This is a genomic window from Streptomyces sp. NPDC046379 (genome assembly GCF_055587785.1).
In genome coordinates this window covers 1-16,087 of the sequence record NZ_JBVJFP010000019.1, presented here as the reverse complement: position 1 = coordinate 16,087, position 16,087 = coordinate 1, and the positions used below count along the sequence as shown (strand labels likewise).

Sequence of the window (16,087 nt, the reverse complement as noted above, 5' to 3'; positions counted from 1 at the left end):
CCGCCCGGCCGAACATCTGCCGCTTCAGCATCTTGATCCGGTTCACCTCTCTTCACCGCCCTCGAGCTGAACGGCAGGGTCAACCCCCGCAGAGCACACACGACGCCGTTCACGAACGACAACAGTGACTTTCGATCATCGATGACGACCTGAACTACCGGTACTCAACCAACCACCAACCCGGTCCTCCAGCGCCAGGCTCCAGGGCCGGCCCTTGCGGACCGGGGCGGCACCCTCGCGCCGCAGCGCGGTGACGAGCTTGCCGAACTGCCGCGGGCTCAGCCCGGTGAACGGGGCTCCAGGAGGGTCCGACGCCGTGATCACACCAGACACGGCGCACGGTGATGCGCCGCCGCCCAGGGGCGGCTGGTCTCGCCCGCTGCCCACCGCGACGCCGTCGCAGCCCCGACCCGTCTGGGTGCGCGCCTCGATGGCAGCGCCTGGCGTCGCTGCGGCCGGAAGCCGCAAGGACGGCGTCCCGGCCAGCAGGGCGGCCATTGGCCGGCCGTCGTCGTCAATCGGAATTCTGGTTGCCGTATCTTCCGACGTCAGAACGGTGTCACCGCGCATGGTGCCGCCCGTACGACCGGCGCGACCTGGCCAAAAAGCCTTCCCACCCTCAAGGAAGAGCAACGCGACTACCCCGTCCCGAGCGGAACATGACCGATCGCTCGCATCATGTGAACTGTGAGGCAGATGTGCCGAAGGCGCCGGGGCCTAGGTAGGCCCCTGATGGCTTGTGGACACCGTTGTGCCGGGGGAAACCGCACGTCTAGCTTTGTCCACTGCGTCGGCGCCCCGCTCGATGGTGCGGCGCGCCGGCTCAGGTATCAGGCGGGACATCCCGCGCTCATCGACGGCACGTTCATCGACGAAGGGATATGCGATGGCTTACGAGCGTCCCACTCTCACCAAGGTCGGCGACTTCCAGAAGGTCACGGGCCTGGCCGGGACGGGCAGCCCCGACCTGCTGGGCGGCCACAACCTGCTCTGACCTTCCCCGACCGACCCGTTGATTGACATGCACACGTAATTCACAGGGTTGGTCGAGCGCGTGGGCGGCGCCGCCGGTGCCGCCCACCTGCTTGACCGCACACCGCCGACCGTCCCCGACCGGAAGGACCCGCCCATGGTGACCGGCCCGTCGACCACCGCCGGGACCTGCTGGTTCCTGGTCTTCCCGGACACCGATGCCGTCGCGGCCCTCGCCGCGCGAGCGCGGTCGTGCGCAACCCGGGAGATCCCGCATGCGTCGGGACGGCCGTGGCTGATCGGCCGCTGGCCGGACCACGCGCTGACGACAGTGACGTGCGGGCCTGCCCGGCTGGCCGTGCTCGGACAGCACGCGGTGACCGAGAAGGAAGCGGCACACGCGGCCCGCGCCGGATCGCTCGAGGCCGCCGACGCGTACGCGAGGAAATGGGCCGGCAGCCACCACCTGATCGCCGGTCTCGACGGCAGGACGCTGGTCCGCGGCACCGTCACCGGCGTCCGCAGCGTCTTCGTCGCCCAGGCGCCCGGCACCCACGGCGCCCACCTCGTCTCCGACCGTGCCGACGTCCTGGCCGACCTGGCGGGCGCGGACCTGGACGAGGCGCGCCTGGCCGTGCACCTGCTCAGTCCCGGAATCCTGCACCCGCTGACCACTCAGACGGTCTGGCGCGGCGTCGACGTCGTCCCCGGTGACCGGCGCGTCCTGCTCGACCGCGACGGCCGGCTCCGCACGAGCCGCTGCTGGAGCCCGCCCCCGGCCGAACTGCCGCTCGCCGAAGGCGCCCGGCTGGTCCGGGAGCGCCTCGCCGACGCGGTCGCCGCACGGATCACGGGCCGCGAACTCATCAGCGCCGATCTGGGCGGAGTCGACTCCACCGCGGTGGTCGCCACCGCCGCCCGCGCGGGCGCGAAGACCGTCGCCTACACCGCCGCCGTCCACGACGTCCTCGGCGACGACGTCGCCTATGCGCGCCGCACGGTGGAGGCGCTGGATGCGGTGGAACACCATGTGGTGCCCGCGACCGCCGTACCCCTGACCTTCGACCGCGTCGACGCGCTCGACGACGACCTCGACACCCCATCGCTGTACGCCGTCAACCGCCATCGGCGGATGCACATCATCGAGCGGGCCGCGGAGCGCGGCTCCCCTGTGCACCTGAGCGGAATGGGCGGCGACGAACTGTTCAGCGGTGCCTCGGCACACGTCCACGGACTGCTGCCGCGCCATCCCCTTACGGCCTGGCGGCTCGCCCGCGGCTTCACCTCCCGGCACCGCTGGTCCCGCCGCACAGCCATCGCCCAGCTCCTGGACCGCCGCCCGTACGGCTCCTGGCTGGCCCGGGTCGCGCACGACCTCACCCTCCCCCAACCCCCCATGTCCGTCCCGCTGTTCACCTGGGGCACCCCGCCGCGACTGCCCCCGTGGGCCACCAGGCCGGCCGTCGAGGCCGTGCGCGCGCTCATCCACGAGCAGGCCAAGGACACCGAACCGCTCGACCCGGGCCACGGCGGACACCGGGAGCTGGCCACCCTGCGCACCCTGGCCCGCTTCGCCCGGCACGTCCAGCAGATGTCCGAGCCGCTCGGCGTGACCTTCGCCGCGCCCTACTACGACGACCTGCTCGTCGAGCCCGCCCTCGCCGTCCGCCCGCAGGAGCGGGTGACGCCATGGCGGTACAAGCCGCTGATCGAGGAGGCCATGCGGGGCGTCGTCCCCGAGACCGTCCGGCACCGGACCACCAAGGCGCACGCCGCCCTGGAGGAGGAGACCGGACTGCGCCGCCACCGCTCCGCACTGCTCGCCCTCTGCGAGGACTCCCGGCTGGGCGAGCTGGGCATCGTCGACGAGGCGGCCCTGCGCGACTGGTGCGTCCGGCCGCTCGCCGCCGACTTGGAGAGCGCGCTGCTGCATCCGACCGTCGGCTGCGAGGTGTGGCTGCGCGCACGCGAACGAAGCCGCGGCCCGCTGCGGCCGGCGCAAACCGACACAGGAGGTATCACAGCATGACGATGACCCTGCGCCCCGGAGTGGTGACGGCCGACACCGAGTACGGCATGGCGCTGCTCGACCAGAACAGCGGCGAGTACTTCACCCTCAATCCCACCGCCGCGCTGATCGTGCGGACCCTGCTGGACGGCACGAGCAGGCAGCAGGCGGTGACGGCGCTCACCGACCGGTACGACGTGACCGCCGAGCAGGTCGAGGAGGACATCACCCGCATCCTCCAGGAACTGCGCGCCGCAAGGCTCCTGGCCGCCTGACCCGGAGTACCGCAGTCCGTCCCCCCGCTCCGGGCCCCGACCCGCCCGTCCCGTCCTCGTCACGGAGGCATCGCCACAGTGTCCACCTCGCAAGTCGTCCCGCACGACCCCCGGTCGGTGCCCTTCGGTCCGCGGCTGGTGACCCGGCTGGCCGTCGGCTGCGCCCACCTGCTCGCCCGGCAGCCCCCCGCCCGCATCCGCAAGGTCCTGCTGCGGCTGCGCCCTGGAGCCCGGCCCGCGACCCTCGCCGAAGCCGCCCGGGCGCGGGAGACCGTCCTCGCCGTCAGCCTGGCCGCCGGCGGCCAGAAGGGTTGCCTGCCGCGTTCCCTGGCCACCGTGCTGCTGTGCCGGTTGCGCGGTCAGTGGCCGACCTGGTGTGTCGGCGTCCGCACCCAGCCACCGTTCGCCGCGCACGCCTGGGTGGAGGCGGACGGCGTCCTGGTCGGCGAAGGCGCGCCCGCCGACTACTTCCAGCGGTTCATCACGGTGGACTGAGCGACAGCGCGTCGGCATTGCCAGTGGCGATCTTCATGCGTCCCGCACGTCATCGCCATCACCTACGAAGTGCTCGACCGGGCGACGAAAGCACTGTCGGCGCACGTACCGGCCGACGACCTGATCGAACACCTCGTCAAACGGCAGCACGCGTCACATGAACAGATGCGGGCAAGCCTCGCAGCTCTCACCACGAGGCCCCTGGCTCCGCACACGACGCCGGGCCGGGGACCGGTTCAGTCCCTCCCGGCAAGCGCCAGGCGGGTGAGACTGCGGTCGTGCAGGCGGCTGAGGAGCAGCAGCGAGCAGGTGGCGCCGATCAGAGCGCAGAACATGTCCCACTGGGTGTCCCACACATCGCCCTGGGTGGCCAGGAACGCGTCGGCGGCCTGCCCGCCGATCACGGCCGCCGCCCACTCCAGCATCTCGAAGACCGCGCTGAAGGCGAGGCAGGCGCAGACGGCGAGCGGGGCGAGCCAGCGGCTGCCGCGCAACGGCGAGGTGCGCAGGAGGAGTTCGCGGACCAGGATGGCAGGGACGAAGCCCTGCATGAGATGGCCGAAGCGGTCGTAGGGGTTGCGCTCCAGGGCGAACCGGTCGCGCACCCAGTCACCGGCCGGGACCTCCGCGTAGGTGTAGTGCCCGCCCACGATCAGGACCAGCGCGTGCGCGGCCAGCAGAACGATCAGCAGGCCGCTCAGCGGAAACCGCCGACGCAGCAGGACCGCCAGAGGCAGACCCACCATCACCCACACCGTCTCCAGCAGCCAGGTGGTCGGGTCCTTGGCGCCCCACGCCGACATCCCGAGCGCCGCGGCGACGGTGACCGCGAGAACGGCGGGCAACCGGCGGCCGACTGCGGCTTGCGGTGGGACCGGCCGTGCGTCCGGCGACGGGCTGACGGCCGGGTGGATGGCGGACATCGCTGGCTCCTCGTGTCTGGGCGTGCCCACATCCTCGGATCCGCCGCCAGCCCTGGGCATGAGTGTGCGTACTCAATCCCTTTGCCCGAGTACGCAGTTGGAGCTCCTCCCGAGGCCAGTGTTCTGTGATCTCCTTGATCCAGACGCCGCGGTCCACCCGGCGGCGTAGCGGCAGGGGCGTCGGTGGCGGGAGGGGGGCAGCCACTGGGCGGGGTCCTGGTCGCCTGAACGTCGGTGAGCGTCGCGGCGGGGGCGGGAACCTTCTGGACGCCCGCAGCATCGACCCGCCGATGCTGCGCTCCCGGTCGCACCGGTAATACAGCAGCGCGTCCGGGGCGACGACGGCCACGCCCTCTGCCCTTCCAGCACTGACCGACGGACTCCATCAGACGGCGTTCGCAGCCTGATCGGACGGGTCCCCGTGGCACCCTCAGCAATGCCGAGTCGTTCAGCGGCACATGGTCCACCCGGCAGTCCTTCACGACCTCGTCGGGCTTGCTGATACCGCGCCGGGCCAGCCGGCACCGCCCCGGGCATACCTCTGTGCTCGGGACACCCGGGAGATGATGGCCCGTCAGCCGTCCGTACCGGCACCACGCGCTGAAGGCCGGTGACTTGACTCTGCCGAACTGTGGCAGGCGCTGGAACTGATCATCTCTGTGAGGGCCGACACAGGCCGGATGGGTGTGGGCACCGGGGAACCAGGGGAAGATCAGGCAGTCTTGAGCAGGGGACGACGCCGCTGGTCTGGGGGGCGTGCACGCGGCTGTCCGATGGGTGACTCGCAGGCCTCTCTGCAGCGGCCGGGAGTGTTCTTGCACAGGCGGTTCGGCTGGACATCATCATTCGATCGAAGGAGCGACTGTGCGCAGTATTCGCCGGTATTTCGGCCTTGCAATGGCGGCAACTCTGCTCGGCGCAGGGCTAGCGGCTGGATCCACGGGCACCGCCCAGGCAGCTGCGTCGGACTGCGAGGGAGGCGCGAACGGCTTCACCGACATTCCCAACAGCCTCAGTGGGCGCGGTGTGGCAGGTGGCGGAGGGCTGACCGTGCGGAATTCCGCCGGCCAGTATTCCGTCGCGTCATTTGGGATGCAGGCCGGCTATGTCGCTGGGAGGGAGATGGGTTGGGGGTATCTGCAGACCTCCAGCACGTGGGCCGCCGGCACGACGGGCAGTGTCTGGATGGACGTCACCAACAACAGTGGGAGCTCCTGGATCCAGTGTGGCCCGTTCTGGACGTCCAGCTCCAACACCAGACTCACGACCGCAGCCTACCCGACGAGTTCCTCTTCGAGTCGGCAGTTCCGCGTCTGCGCGCATCTGATGTTGGGCAGTGCCGACGGCGGCATTACGTGTACCAACTGGTGGTAGACCGCGGCTGCTGGCGTTGACGGCGCCCGATGAATGCCTCCGTGGCTCGGACGCGCCCAGGCGCCGGCGCGTCCGTGCTGCTGCTCCGGGCGGCGGGCGCGCATCGGCTGGTGTGTGCGCATTGCGCCGACCTGGAGGGTCGGGGTTGATCGCGGCGTGGTCAGGGTTGTGTGGGGCGGTGGCGCGCGACCTCCCCAGGTCTTAGTGCGCGCCACCGCCCGCGACAGCTTTCCCCGCCGGCACCCGGAGGTCCGCTGCGTCGTCAGCCGCAGGTCCTGCTACCCGGCCCGCCGCTGCTCATGCCCGCCCGCAGGCGGCTCGCGCCGCGCCGGCTGGGCGCGGTGCGCCGGCCGGTCGTGGCGGTCCTCCCCGGCCGGGTCAGGGTGCCGACGGGTAATGCCGGTGGTCCACGGCACACGCTGGCCGGGGTTCTGCACGGGCTGCCGGACCGGTGCGCCGGATCCGGCTCAAGGACGTACTGGCCAACCGCCCCGAACTGGACGCACTGGCCGGACACGTCCGCTCCTTCGCCCACATGCTCGCCCTGCTGCAAGGCCACCAACTGCCGGCACGGATCGAAGCCGCGGCCACCGCAGACTTCCCCAGCCTCAAGAGACTCGCCCGGCACCTGGAGCGCGACCTCGACGCCGTCACCGCCGGACTCTCACAGCAGTGGAACTCCGGCGTCGTGGAGGGGCATGTCAACCGGATGAAGATGCTGAAGCGCCAGATGTTGGCCGTGCCGGCTTCGACTCCTCCGCAAGCGCGTCCTGCTCTACTCCTGAGAAGGCTGCTCAGGACGTATCGTCGATCAGCCCGAAGCCCTCCGGGAACGCCTTCAGGAACTCGCGGCGAGCCGGGTTGCTCTCGGCGGCCGCCATCTCCCGACCAGCTTGACCAGCTCCTGCCGCTGGGCTGGTCACTTGGCAGCGTGCCGACCACGTGGGCAACACCCTCCATGACCTTGACCGCGTCGTCCTGATCCATCTGCTCGTCCTCGCTACCGTCGATGAACCGCAGGGACATCCACCAATGCCTCGCCAAGGCACGAGTCAGGGACGGGTACGAGGACGTCAGGGGCCTCCCAGCGGATCAACGGCAGAGTCAGGCCGTCCCAGCACGCAGCACTGGCATCACGGTCCGTGAGCCTCCAATCGTATTCTTCGGGCCCCGTCGAGATGCGGCCGGGGAAGTAGGAGTTCTTGTATCCCCGGATCCATCCCCATGCATGTGCCCGCGCTTTGACCGCATACAGTCAGCGAGGTTCAAACAGGGGAGGGGAACCCGCACGTGAAGCACCACTTCGCCAACCGCGCCGCCATCGCGTTGCTCTGCGCCACCACCGTGATCATCGTCGGCTGCAGCCCGGGCAGTACCGAGACCGGCGCGAAGGGCACCGCGTCGGCGACCAGGGGGAAGCACCCCTTCGACGCCATGACGCCCGAGCAGATTGAGGATCAGGCCCGGGAAGCCGTCGAGGACATCAGGAGCATGCGCGTTACCGGCACGGCCAACAGCGACGGCCGGCAAGTGGAGGTCAACCTGGCCATGGACGTCCGTGGCTCCTGCAACGGCACGGTAGGCAACTCCTCGGGCACCGTGCACATCATCAAGAAGGGTTCTCTGGTCCACGTCAAGGCCGGGGAGGACTATTGGCGGGCCACCTTCAGCCGCGGGATGGCAGCCGAGCAGGCCGAGGAGATGGTCGCCCTCTTCACAGGCCGCTGGATCAAGCCTCCCGCAGTGATGTCGGAGGCTCTTGGGCGTGTGTGCAACGGTTTCGACGCCCTCATCGAGGAACTGAGCCTTGTATCTGGCGGGAACCTCACCCGCGAGGTCGATGCCACCGTGGGCGGCCGCCCGGTCGCCGTGCTCGCCGAAAAGACCACGGCGGAGACCGCAACCGTCTACATCGCCAAGGAAGGCGAGCCGTACCTCCTCAGGGGCACGGTCACAGGCGGCAACGAGCCCGTGGACCTCACCTTCACCGACCACGACAAGCCCGTAGACACCACCCCGCCCCCGCCCGACCAGATCCTGGACCCCACCACGCTCCGCTGATCCCGCGCGGGCCGCCGGCGCGTCCGGCGGGCGCGTATGCCAGGGGCACCGGCCGGCCGCCCGGTACGGCGCCTGGCCCGCTCGCTTCGGTCCGCCCGCCGCCTGCCCACCGCCATGGCCGCCCCGCGACCACCGCTTACCCTCGCGCGCGGCCGGGTTCCGCCCTCGCTGCGCCGCCCCGCGCGCGACAGACGAGAGTACGGCACCGAGCAACGGGCGGCCAGTTGCCCGGACCGTCGCTCCGGTCGGCGACTGCCCCGCTCGGCCTCCGGGGCTGGGCGAGCGCTCCTCCAACTCGGCGGCGACGGGCCCACGTTGCTTCATCGAGAGTGAAGTGAGGGTGGAATCGGCGGTCCTCCCTGTCGCCCTTTTTGACGGTGGAACGTCACCGCTGTCGACGACGACGGCGAGCCGAAGTTCCTGCCCGTGGTCTCCGAACGGGCCCGCGTCAAGCTGCACCCGATCGCCGCTCGCAAGACCCGTCCGCCCAAGCAGAACACCCGGCCGCTCGCGCAGCTGCGCGAGCGGTAGAACGAGCGCGATCCTCACCTCCGGGGTGGCCGCCGGCGTCATCAGCTCCCTCCTCGAGTAGGCCCCGCGCCGCGGCTGCCGCGATCCGGGCCCGGGTCGCCGACGTGGGCGACGTCGCCCTGGCGGCTGTCGATGTCGCCGCGACGGTGTTCGTGATGAACGACGGCGGCCGCTTCCACCGCCGGGACCTGCTCGCCGAAGCCTGCCGCCACCTCGCCCTCGTCCTGCGCGGCCGCCGCCCTCTCCGCCCACTGCCTGGACATCAGCGAGCCGCAGACCGCGCGCGGGATGGAGGCCGACTACCGCCTCTACGCCGCCCGATGGGCCCTGCCCGACCTCCCCGCCCGGTGCCGCTCGCCCATCCCCGCACCAGCAACCCCGGCTGATTCCGGCGAGCCGGCTGCGTCCTGGCCTTCAGGCCAGGACGCGGGGGAGTGGGAAGCACCCCGCGTCCCGCTGCAGTACGAGCGGGCTGTCCCCGCCGGCGCGGTGGTGCGGGAGAAGTGCGCACCACCGCCACCGCCATCGCCATCGCTCTGCAGGGCCGGGCGTACGACGTCGCCCGGCACCAGCAGGCGGCGATGCCTGAACAGCTGCTCGCGCCCGCGACCGCCGATCCCGAGACCGACGATCAGGAGCCGGAGGCCGGACGGCAGGAGGCGATCGACCTGACGGCGCTGCGGGCCTTGCGGGAGTCCCGTGCGGACGGGGAAGCCCTCGGTCTCACTGCCGAGCGGCTGCGCCACCTCGGTGCCTCCTTCAGCGCGGCGGCTGACCGAGCCCGCGCCACCATTAACCGTTACGCCGGGCAGGACGACGCCGACGCAGTACGCCCGGTGCGCCAGGACGACCAACGCACGCACCGCCCAGCGGCGGGACACACGCCAAGGGCCCCACGGTCCCGGCCGCTGACCCCACCTGCCGGGCGTACGGAGGAGAGCCGTATGCACCGTCACCCGGACGAATGAATGAGCTGCCGCAGCGGCGAGTCGGCTGCGCTGGCGCGCTGTACTGGCGGCGCACTGCCGGGCGGCCCTCATCGGTGGTGGGCCAGCATCCCCGCAGGGCGCTCACCGGCCAGACGCCCTGATGTCTTACGGCGGATGCGAAGGAACCAGGCCTTCACCCCATGCTGCACAACGCAACCCGTTCGCACCTACCTGTGCGTACTGGGGCCGGACGGTCCTGGCCGCACGGCTTCCGACGCCTGCGCATCCGGTGGGAACCACGTGACGGCATCCACGAGGCCTTCCTCGGACCCGCCGTCTGCCTGATCACCCACCGGCACGTCCACAGGATTTGTCAGGGCCGGCAAGCGGCGGAGGACCGGGGGCGTGGGATGTCCCCGTGCGGCACGCGGAACGCCCGGCGGGGCCGAGGGCCGGCGCAGGGCGTTCGTCTCGTGCCGCTCAGGGCTGAGTCAGCCTCTGGAAAAGCGCGGCGATCTCGGTGTCGTCGGCCACCAGGGGGAGCGTGTCGAAGAAGAGTTCCCACTCGGCCCCGGGCCCGAACCGCTCGACGATCCCGAACGGAACACGCGCTCCCTTCTCGCTGGTCACCCTGCCGTGCCACTCCACATAGCTGGTGGACTCGCCGAAGGCGACCTGACCTGCTTTCAACTCGACATCGGCGCGGTCGAAGAGCTTTTGGAGGTAGGCGGCCCTGCCCGCGGGGGTGACCAGCGGCCGGGACAGGCCCGGAGCGGTCAGCCGGGCGCCGCCCATCCGGTCGGCCAACGCGGAGACGTCCTCGCCGTTCCACGCCGCAAGCCGGGCCGTGATCTCATCTGCCCGAAACCGCTTAGGCGCCCCGCCGGTCGCACGACCCGAGTCGGCGACCCCCTCGAACAGGTTCCGCAGCTCCGGAGCGGCAGACCCGAACACGGTGTACCGGTCGTAGTAGCGCCGAGCCTGGATGGTCTTGCCGTCGTCGGACAGCACGTTCCTCGCGATCTGCGGATAGGCCACCTTCTGGCCCTTGATCGTGACCTCGTTCCACTGCCCGAACATCATCACCGCACCGTCGGCCACCACCTCGGTCCCCGTGTACCGCAGGTCGGGGACGAGCCGCAGCGAACCGATGATCGAGTTGCCGATCGTGGTGTGCCCCCGCTGCGGCGCACCACCCGCCTCCCAGAGGGTCGCCTCCTCGTCGAAGATGTCCAGATAGGCCTGCACTCTCGGGTGGTCGAACCCGCCCGGGACCGGCGGCGTCCCGGTCGGCGCCTCACCGAAAGCGATCTGCCGCTCAATGAACGCACATGTGTTCGGGGTGATCAGGCCTTCCAGCCTCTCGACCTTCTTCCGCGCCTCGGCGCACTCGCTTCCCTGCGCCACCGGGCCGGTCGCCGGTCTGACCGAACCGGTGGCCGACGCCGCCGGTTCGGTCGTCACCGTGGCGAAAGCCATCACCGTGGCGAGCGCCGCCGGCAGCAGTCCGCTCCGTCCGAGCACCGCCGTCTTCCTGTTCCCGCGCCGCACTTGCTGACCTGTCGTCATGCCGGCTCCTCACCGAGATCCCTGCGCTGGCGAAGCCACCCTGCCCGCCGACGCGCGGAGCATCGATTACCCGAGGGGTAATCGACCCGTTCCGCGCCGCACGGCACGGTTGCGACACCAGGACCCGACCGGCGCAACCGGCCGGGACCCACGCCCCGACCAGCGCACTGCAGCGCGCACACCACCACACCGGAGGACGATCAGCCATGTCCGCGACCCTCATCACCGCCCTCGGCCGCAGCAACGAGCCCGTCACCCTGCTGCGCCGCTTCCTCGCCCTGGACGCCGTCGTCACCACGGCCAACGGCCTGGCCTACCTCGTCGCGTCCGGCCCTCTCGGGCGGCTGCTCGGGGTCGACTCCGGGCTGCTGCTCGGGATCGGGGCGTTCCTGGTCCTGTTCGGCGCCGGGGTCGGCTCCGTGGCGGCCCGGAGACTGCCCCCGGCCCTCGCCGTGAAGTGGGTGGTCGAGGCCAACCTCGCCTGGGCGGTGGCGAGCCTCGTCGCGCTGTTCGCCTGGTTTGACGCCAGCCCTGCCGGGACTGTGTGGATTCCGGCGCAGGCCCTCACCGTCGCCGGGTTCGCCGCGCTCCAGCACATGGCGCTGCGCGCTGCCGAAGTCTGAAAGGCCACGCCATCAACGGCTGCGGCGGCCCAGGTAGGCGGCCGTCTCCGCGTCGGCCGGGAGGAACGTCTCGATGGCCAGCTCGGAGACGGTGACGTCCATCGGCGTGTTGAAGGTGCTGATGGAGGAGAGGAAGGACAGCACCCGCCCGTCGTGCTCGACCTGCAGGGGCAGCGCGAAGTACGGGTGCGTCGGTCCGTCCTCGGGCGGCCGCCCGGCGTCGTTCCCGGCCGCCCCGGTCGCCCCGGTCGCCTGATCCTCCGGGACCGCCGCAGCCACCGGATAGGCGGCCACCTCCTCATACAGGGCGCGCAGGGAGTCCGAGCGCAGATGAGCGATCTGACGTTCCATCTGGGCCAGCAGGTGTCCGCGCCACTCCGCCAGGTTCCGGATCCTGGCAGCCATGCCCTGCGGGTGCAGGGTGAGCCGCATGGCGTTCAGCGGGGGCGTGAGCAGATGCTCCGGCACCCCCTCCAGCAACATCAGGATCCCCTGATTGGCGGCCACCACGTTGTAGCAGCCATCGACGACGATCGCCGGATAGGGCTCATAGCCGCGCAGCAGCCGCTCGATGCCCTCCCGCAGCGCGCCCATCGCCGGATCCTCCAGGGAGGTCTCCCTGTAGTGCGGCGCGTAACCGGCCGCCAGGAGCAGCGCGTTGCGTTCCCGTACGGGTACCTCCAGGTGCTCGGCGAGCCTGAGAATCATCGCCTCGCTCGGGCGGGAGCGCCCCGTCTCGATGAAGCTGATGTGACGGGCCGACGAGTCGGCGCGCAGCGCCAGCTCCAGCTGGCTGAGCCGACGCCGCTCGCGCCAGCCGCGCAACAGCGGTCCCACACCCGTGTCGAGGGAGGCAGTCGTCATGTGATGACCGTATCGCGGTCCGAGATCACCGGAGGAAGAGCAATGACGCCGACCGGACCGCTGGTCGTCCCGTCGCTCATGGGGCCGCGACCGCTCCGTGGACGGGGCCGGCAACCCGTCCGACAACCCGCTTCAGCCGGCCGCCCGCATGCCGACCCTGGTGGCGAAGGTGCTGCCCGTTGCTCAGGTTGCAGGCGCGCCGTCCGTGCCTGCCACGGGGCGTCGGCGTTGGATGACGTCGATGGGGATCATGACCAGCGCGGTCGTGCCGCCGGAGTCGGACGGGCGCAGCTGGATGCGGATGCCGTGGCGCTGCGAGAGGCGGCCGACCACGAACAGTCCCATGCGGCGGGAGACGGAGACGTCCACGGTGGGCGGCGAGGCGAGCCGCTCGTTGATTGCGGCGAGGTCCTGGGGGAGAGGCATGTAGCCGGTCATCCCGCCGGCCGAACTCGCCCGCGTGCTGGGCGTGTACGCCTCGCGCGTGATGACGCCGCGCGGCTCGACCGCGGTGACCGGCCTGGAGCTGATGACCGCCCTGCACCCGCCGACCCGCGCCTCCGAGCCCGACGCCGACGGCAAGCGGCACTCCGAGCACAACCCCGGCTCGCTGGGCAAGGACGCCACCGACCCGATGAACTGGCCGCCGTGCGAGGTCCCCGACGGCCACCCGGTCCTCAAGGATTTGCCCCGCTTCCACGTCCGCGGCCCGGCGGAGAAGCTGTTCGAGGAGGCGTACGACTGGGCCCGGCCGATGACTGACGACGAGTGCACCCTGCGGCACCTGGTCGGCATCGACGTCAACATGGCCTTCGCCGCCGGCGCCAACGGCCTGAACGTCGGCCTCGGCGAGGCAACGCACGTCACGAACCCGGTGTTCGATCCGAAGCTGCCCGGCTCGTGGCTGGTCGACCTCAGCCACGTCGACCTGTCGCGGGTGAAGGCCGGCAAGGAGTGGGTGGAGCTGGACGGCAGCCTGCTGCCCTCCCCGTTCACGCCGAAGGGCGAGCGGCCCGAAGGCCCGGCCTGGTACGCGACGCCGACCGTGGCTTACGCGGTGGAACTGGGCTACGAGGTGCGCCCGATCGAGGCGTGGGTCCGCTACGAGAACGGCCGCTACCTGGACGGCTGGTACCAGCGGCTGCGCGACGCCTACCTCGCCACCATGGCCGACCTCGGCGTGCACGCGGACATGGAGCCGGCCGACCTCCTCGCCGCGATGGACGGCTACAAGGAACGTGACCCGGAACTGGCGATCGTCGTCTCAGCGATCAAGGCGACGGTCAAGGGCGGCCTGGGCAAGCTGCGCGAGCGGCCCCGGGGTGAGGGCTGGCGGCCGGGCGAGCCGTGGCGGGCCCTGTCACGGCCGACGTGGCGGCCGGACATCCGCGCGGCCGTCATCTTCCGCACCCGCATCAACCTCCACCGCAAGATCGTCAAACACGCGGCGTTCACCGGCCAGTACCCCGTCGCGATCTGTCCGACTGCGTCGTCTACGCCGCGAACGGACCAAGCCCGCTGGACTTCCTGCCCTACCGCGACGGAAAGCCGCTGCCCGGAGGCTTCAAGCTTGGCATCAACCCAGGCCTGGTCAAGCACGAAGGCACCCAGAGCGTCCTGTGGGGCGAGGAAGTCCGGGAGCGGTTCAACGCACCGGAACTCAACCTCGCCCGCTACATCAAGGACGGCACCGTCACCGACCTCGACAACGGAGAGTAGGAGAAGGCCACGATGAGCCTGTTCGGGGACGGCCTGGATGCCGCAGTGCACAAGGCCTTCACCCGCCCGGCACCCAGGAGCGCGCCCGCGCAGATGCGGTACCTGGTCAAGCAGCTCAAGAGCACCAGGGCGGTTGTCCAGATGCTGCGGGTCTCGCAGCGCACCGTCGAGCGGTACGTCAAGGGCCAGTTGAAAAAGCCCCGCCCGGACCTGGCCGCGCGCCTGGAACGCGAGGTGAAGAAGCGCTGGCAGCCGCAGATCCGGGCCAAGGCCAAGGCAAAGGCGGCGAGCACGGGCGGCATCGTCATCGACACCCGCGCACGCCTCGGCTACACCGCACCGATCGGCTCCACCGACCAGTCAGTCGGGGCACGCCAGGCTGGCCCGCTACCGGAACTACGGATTTCTCAGGACCGACCAGTGATCAGTCTCGAACGTGCAGCGGAGCTGGCCCGGCAATTCGTGGCCGGGGATCCGCTCAACGCCCAGGTGGACCTGGTGCCTGTCGAGGGTTACGTGACCGTGGTCGGCGAGGCCGCCTACTTCGGATTTCAGAACCGGGCCTACCTGGAGACCGGAGACCCCTCTCGGATGATCATCGGCATCGGCGCCGTCAGAGTCGATCTGACCTCGGGCGACTGCAGGATGCTCGGCTCGCTCGAGGCCAAGGAGCTGGGCCTGACCGACATCGATGAGCTTGCGCTGCCGGGGCCGGGTGGCTGGCGGCTGGTCCCACCCGAGCTGATGGACGCCTGGCGGGCAGCTTTCGACGCGGAACCGGCCGCGCCCGACCTGTCGGCGCGCTGTCCCCAGTGCGGCGCGGCGGACCTCCACCGCTGGTACCGGGTGGAGGAACCGCTGGACGCAACCTTCGACGGGGTCCGCGCCGTCGCCTACGGCTGGCGAACCGAGTGGTGCGCCTCATGCCACCTTTGCCACGAGGACGGTGACACCTTCGTGCCGGACTACTGGCAGTCTCCATACGATGTGCCCGAGGCGTTCGAGATGAAGTTCGCCCCGAGCTACATCGAGGCCGCTCGGCAGGCGAAACTCAAAGCCGAGGCCGAGAAGCCGAGCTTCGCACCGCCGATGCGGCAGAGAAACGGCGCGCAGCTGAGTGGCCGTGGGACATCTGGTGCCGCATTTGCCTATGCAGGGTGGGAAGCCACCGCACCGAGGTACTTGCCTGCGAGGTGGCAGACCAGCACGTAGCCGTGTACCACGTGACCCAGTCCGAGGCGCACGTCTTCCTGGCGGCTGGACGCATTCCCGCGCCCGAGCCGGTAGTCGCCACAGGTCGGGCGTGCTGGAGCACGTACTGGGATCGGGCGGCCGAGCGGTGGCAGCCGGTGAACCCTGATGCGTAGGTAGGAGCTGTGCGAAATCCGCTAGGCCCGTGTTGGATCTTTGGCGAAGCGGTGGGGGTGGGCGGCCTCGACGTATTTCATGGCGGTGGTGTCGCTGATGCCGAAGACGCGCATGAGATGGACGGGGTCGGCGGTCTCGTGGGCTTCGTCAAGGAGCCGGTCGATGCGGAGTTGCCCAGGCTGGATGCCGAGACTCAGGAAGAGGGGAGCAGGCCCCGTCACCTTCTGCCGTACTGCCCTGCAGGCGCCGTGCGTGAGAATTATGAGACTGTCTCAAGACTAACTGATCATTTCAGAATGAGTTTTGGTTCAGGGCTTGGCAGTTGGGCTGGCGGGCGGCAGAGTTCTGCGGGTGTCGGATGATCTTGTGCCTGATG

The 16,087-nt window shown here is 70.5% G+C and carries 13 protein-coding genes and 5 pseudogenes; 11 read left to right on the top strand and 7 right to left on the bottom strand.

Annotation, left to right across the window (positions count from 1 at the left end; translation table 11 throughout):
* Positions 1–180 precede the first annotated feature (180 nt).
* A pseudogene (locus ACZ6KF_RS28075) lies at positions 181–333 on the bottom strand (IS5/IS1182 family transposase); the annotation flags it as partial.
* Between the two features lie 553 nt (positions 334–886).
* Between ACZ6KF_RS28075 and ACZ6KF_RS28070 the strand changes: the two are divergent.
* From ACZ6KF_RS28070 to ACZ6KF_RS28055, 4 genes are all read left to right on the top strand, one after another.
* Entirely contained in the window at positions 887–994 is a 108-nt protein-coding gene (locus ACZ6KF_RS28070; protein WP_356631907.1) for a keywimysin-related RiPP, read from the top strand.
* A gap of 135 nt (positions 995–1,129) precedes the next feature.
* Entirely contained in the window at positions 1,130–3,001 is a 1,872-nt protein-coding gene (locus tag ACZ6KF_RS28065) for an asparagine synthase-related protein (RefSeq protein WP_469178866.1), read from the top strand.
* Positions 2,998–3,255, top strand: coding sequence for a lasso peptide biosynthesis PqqD family chaperone (locus ACZ6KF_RS28060; protein ID WP_469160899.1), 258 nt, complete (start codon positions 2,998–3,000; stop codon positions 3,253–3,255). Before ACZ6KF_RS28065 ends, ACZ6KF_RS28060 begins: the two co-directional genes overlap by 4 nt.
* A 78-nt stretch (positions 3,256–3,333) precedes the next feature.
* Positions 3,334–3,750 carry a lasso peptide biosynthesis B2 protein gene (locus ACZ6KF_RS28055; RefSeq protein WP_469178864.1) on the top strand — a complete coding sequence of 139 codons (417 nt, stop codon included), beginning with the start codon at positions 3,334–3,336 and terminating at the stop codon, positions 3,748–3,750.
* 236 nt (positions 3,751–3,986) lie between these two features.
* Here the strand turns inward: ACZ6KF_RS28055 and ACZ6KF_RS28050 are convergent, their stop codons facing one another.
* Positions 3,987–4,673 carry a DUF2238 domain-containing protein gene (locus ACZ6KF_RS28050; RefSeq protein WP_469178862.1) on the bottom strand — a complete coding sequence of 229 codons (687 nt, stop codon included), beginning with the start codon at positions 4,671–4,673 and terminating at the stop codon, positions 3,987–3,989.
* Positions 4,674–6,498: 1,825 nt separating this feature from the next.
* Here ACZ6KF_RS28050 and ACZ6KF_RS28045 point away from each other — a divergent pair.
* Both ACZ6KF_RS28045 and ACZ6KF_RS28040 read left to right on the top strand, forming a co-directional pair.
* A complete protein-coding gene (locus tag ACZ6KF_RS28045) occupies positions 6,499–7,029 on the top strand; it encodes a hypothetical protein (RefSeq protein ID WP_469178932.1) in 531 nt (176 codons plus the stop codon).
* A gap of 308 nt (positions 7,030–7,337) precedes the next feature.
* Complete coding sequence (locus tag ACZ6KF_RS28040) at positions 7,338–8,108, top strand: hypothetical protein (RefSeq protein ID WP_469178860.1); 771 nt, start codon at positions 7,338–7,340, stop codon at positions 8,106–8,108.
* Between the two features lie 572 nt (positions 8,109–8,680).
* On the opposite strand, the gene ACZ6KF_RS28035 is transcribed toward ACZ6KF_RS28040, so the two are convergent.
* Positions 8,681–8,902, bottom strand: a complete 222-nt coding sequence (locus ACZ6KF_RS28035) for a hypothetical protein (protein ID WP_469178858.1) — start codon at positions 8,900–8,902, stop codon at positions 8,681–8,683.
* Positions 8,903–9,142: 240 nt separating this feature from the next.
* On the opposite strand from ACZ6KF_RS28035, the gene ACZ6KF_RS28030 reads away from it, so the two are divergent.
* The gene (locus tag ACZ6KF_RS28030) at positions 9,143–9,607 is read left to right on the top strand and encodes a hypothetical protein (protein ID WP_469178856.1); all 465 of its coding nucleotides are present in this window, start codon (positions 9,143–9,145) and stop codon (positions 9,605–9,607) included.
* Between the two features lie 215 nt (positions 9,608–9,822).
* A pseudogene (locus ACZ6KF_RS28025) lies at positions 9,823–9,939 on the top strand (IS5/IS1182 family transposase); the annotation flags it as partial.
* Positions 9,940–10,048: 109 nt separating this feature from the next.
* Here ACZ6KF_RS28025 and ACZ6KF_RS28020 read toward each other — a convergent pair.
* On the bottom strand, positions 10,049–11,137 hold the full coding sequence (locus tag ACZ6KF_RS28020) for a hypothetical protein (protein WP_469240927.1): 1,089 nt from the start codon (positions 11,135–11,137) through the stop codon (positions 10,049–10,051).
* Positions 11,138–11,343: 206 nt separating this feature from the next.
* Here ACZ6KF_RS28020 and ACZ6KF_RS28015 point away from each other — a divergent pair, with 206 nt between their 5' ends.
* A complete protein-coding gene (locus tag ACZ6KF_RS28015) occupies positions 11,344–11,760 on the top strand; it encodes a hypothetical protein (RefSeq protein ID WP_469240925.1) in 417 nt (138 codons plus the stop codon).
* Between the two features lie 12 nt (positions 11,761–11,772).
* Here ACZ6KF_RS28015 and ACZ6KF_RS28010 read toward each other — a convergent pair whose 3' ends face one another.
* Together ACZ6KF_RS28010 and ACZ6KF_RS28005 are read right to left on the bottom strand one after the other, a co-directional pair.
* On the bottom strand, positions 11,773–12,624 hold the full coding sequence (locus tag ACZ6KF_RS28010; RefSeq protein WP_469178852.1) for a helix-turn-helix domain-containing protein: 852 nt from the start codon (positions 12,622–12,624) through the stop codon (positions 11,773–11,775).
* Between the two features lie 189 nt (positions 12,625–12,813).
* Positions 12,814–13,059 (bottom strand): annotated as a pseudogene (locus tag ACZ6KF_RS28005) (hypothetical protein); the annotation flags it as partial.
* A 1-nt stretch (position 13,060) separates the two neighbouring features.
* Between ACZ6KF_RS28005 and tap the strand changes: the two are divergent.
* Positions 13,061–14,343, top strand: a pseudogene (gene tap, locus ACZ6KF_RS28000) (telomere-associated protein Tap); the annotation flags it as partial.
* 12 nt (positions 14,344–14,355) lie between these two features.
* Positions 14,356–14,703: pseudogene (tpg, locus tag ACZ6KF_RS27995) on the top strand (telomere-protecting terminal protein Tpg); the annotation flags it as partial.
* A gap of 1,028 nt (positions 14,704–15,731) precedes the next feature.
* On the opposite strand, the gene ACZ6KF_RS27990 reads toward tpg, so the two are convergent.
* The gene (locus ACZ6KF_RS27990) at positions 15,732–15,932 is read right to left on the bottom strand and encodes a hypothetical protein (protein WP_469160481.1); all 201 of its coding nucleotides are present in this window, start codon (positions 15,930–15,932) and stop codon (positions 15,732–15,734) included.
* Positions 15,933–16,087: the final 155 nt, after the last annotated feature.

Coding starts and splice junctions, on each gene's coding strand:
- ACZ6KF_RS28060 (WP_469160899.1), top strand. CDS start 2,998: ATGACGATGACCCTGCGCCCCGGAGTGGTGACGGCCGACACCGAGTAC.
- ACZ6KF_RS28035 (WP_469178858.1), bottom strand. CDS start 8,902: ATGTCCAGGCAGTGGGCGGAGAGGGCGGCGGCCGCGCAGGACGAGGGC.
- ACZ6KF_RS28065 (WP_469178866.1), top strand. CDS start 1,130: ATGGTGACCGGCCCGTCGACCACCGCCGGGACCTGCTGGTTCCTGGTC.
- ACZ6KF_RS28070 (WP_356631907.1), top strand. CDS start 887: ATGGCTTACGAGCGTCCCACTCTCACCAAGGTCGGCGACTTCCAGAAG.
- ACZ6KF_RS28010 (WP_469178852.1), bottom strand. CDS start 12,624: ATGACGACTGCCTCCCTCGACACGGGTGTGGGACCGCTGTTGCGCGGC.
- ACZ6KF_RS28050 (WP_469178862.1), bottom strand. CDS start 4,673: ATGTCCGCCATCCACCCGGCCGTCAGCCCGTCGCCGGACGCACGGCCG.
- ACZ6KF_RS28020 (WP_469240927.1), bottom strand. CDS start 11,137: ATGACGACAGGTCAGCAAGTGCGGCGCGGGAACAGGAAGACGGCGGTG.
- ACZ6KF_RS28015 (WP_469240925.1), top strand. CDS start 11,344: ATGTCCGCGACCCTCATCACCGCCCTCGGCCGCAGCAACGAGCCCGTC.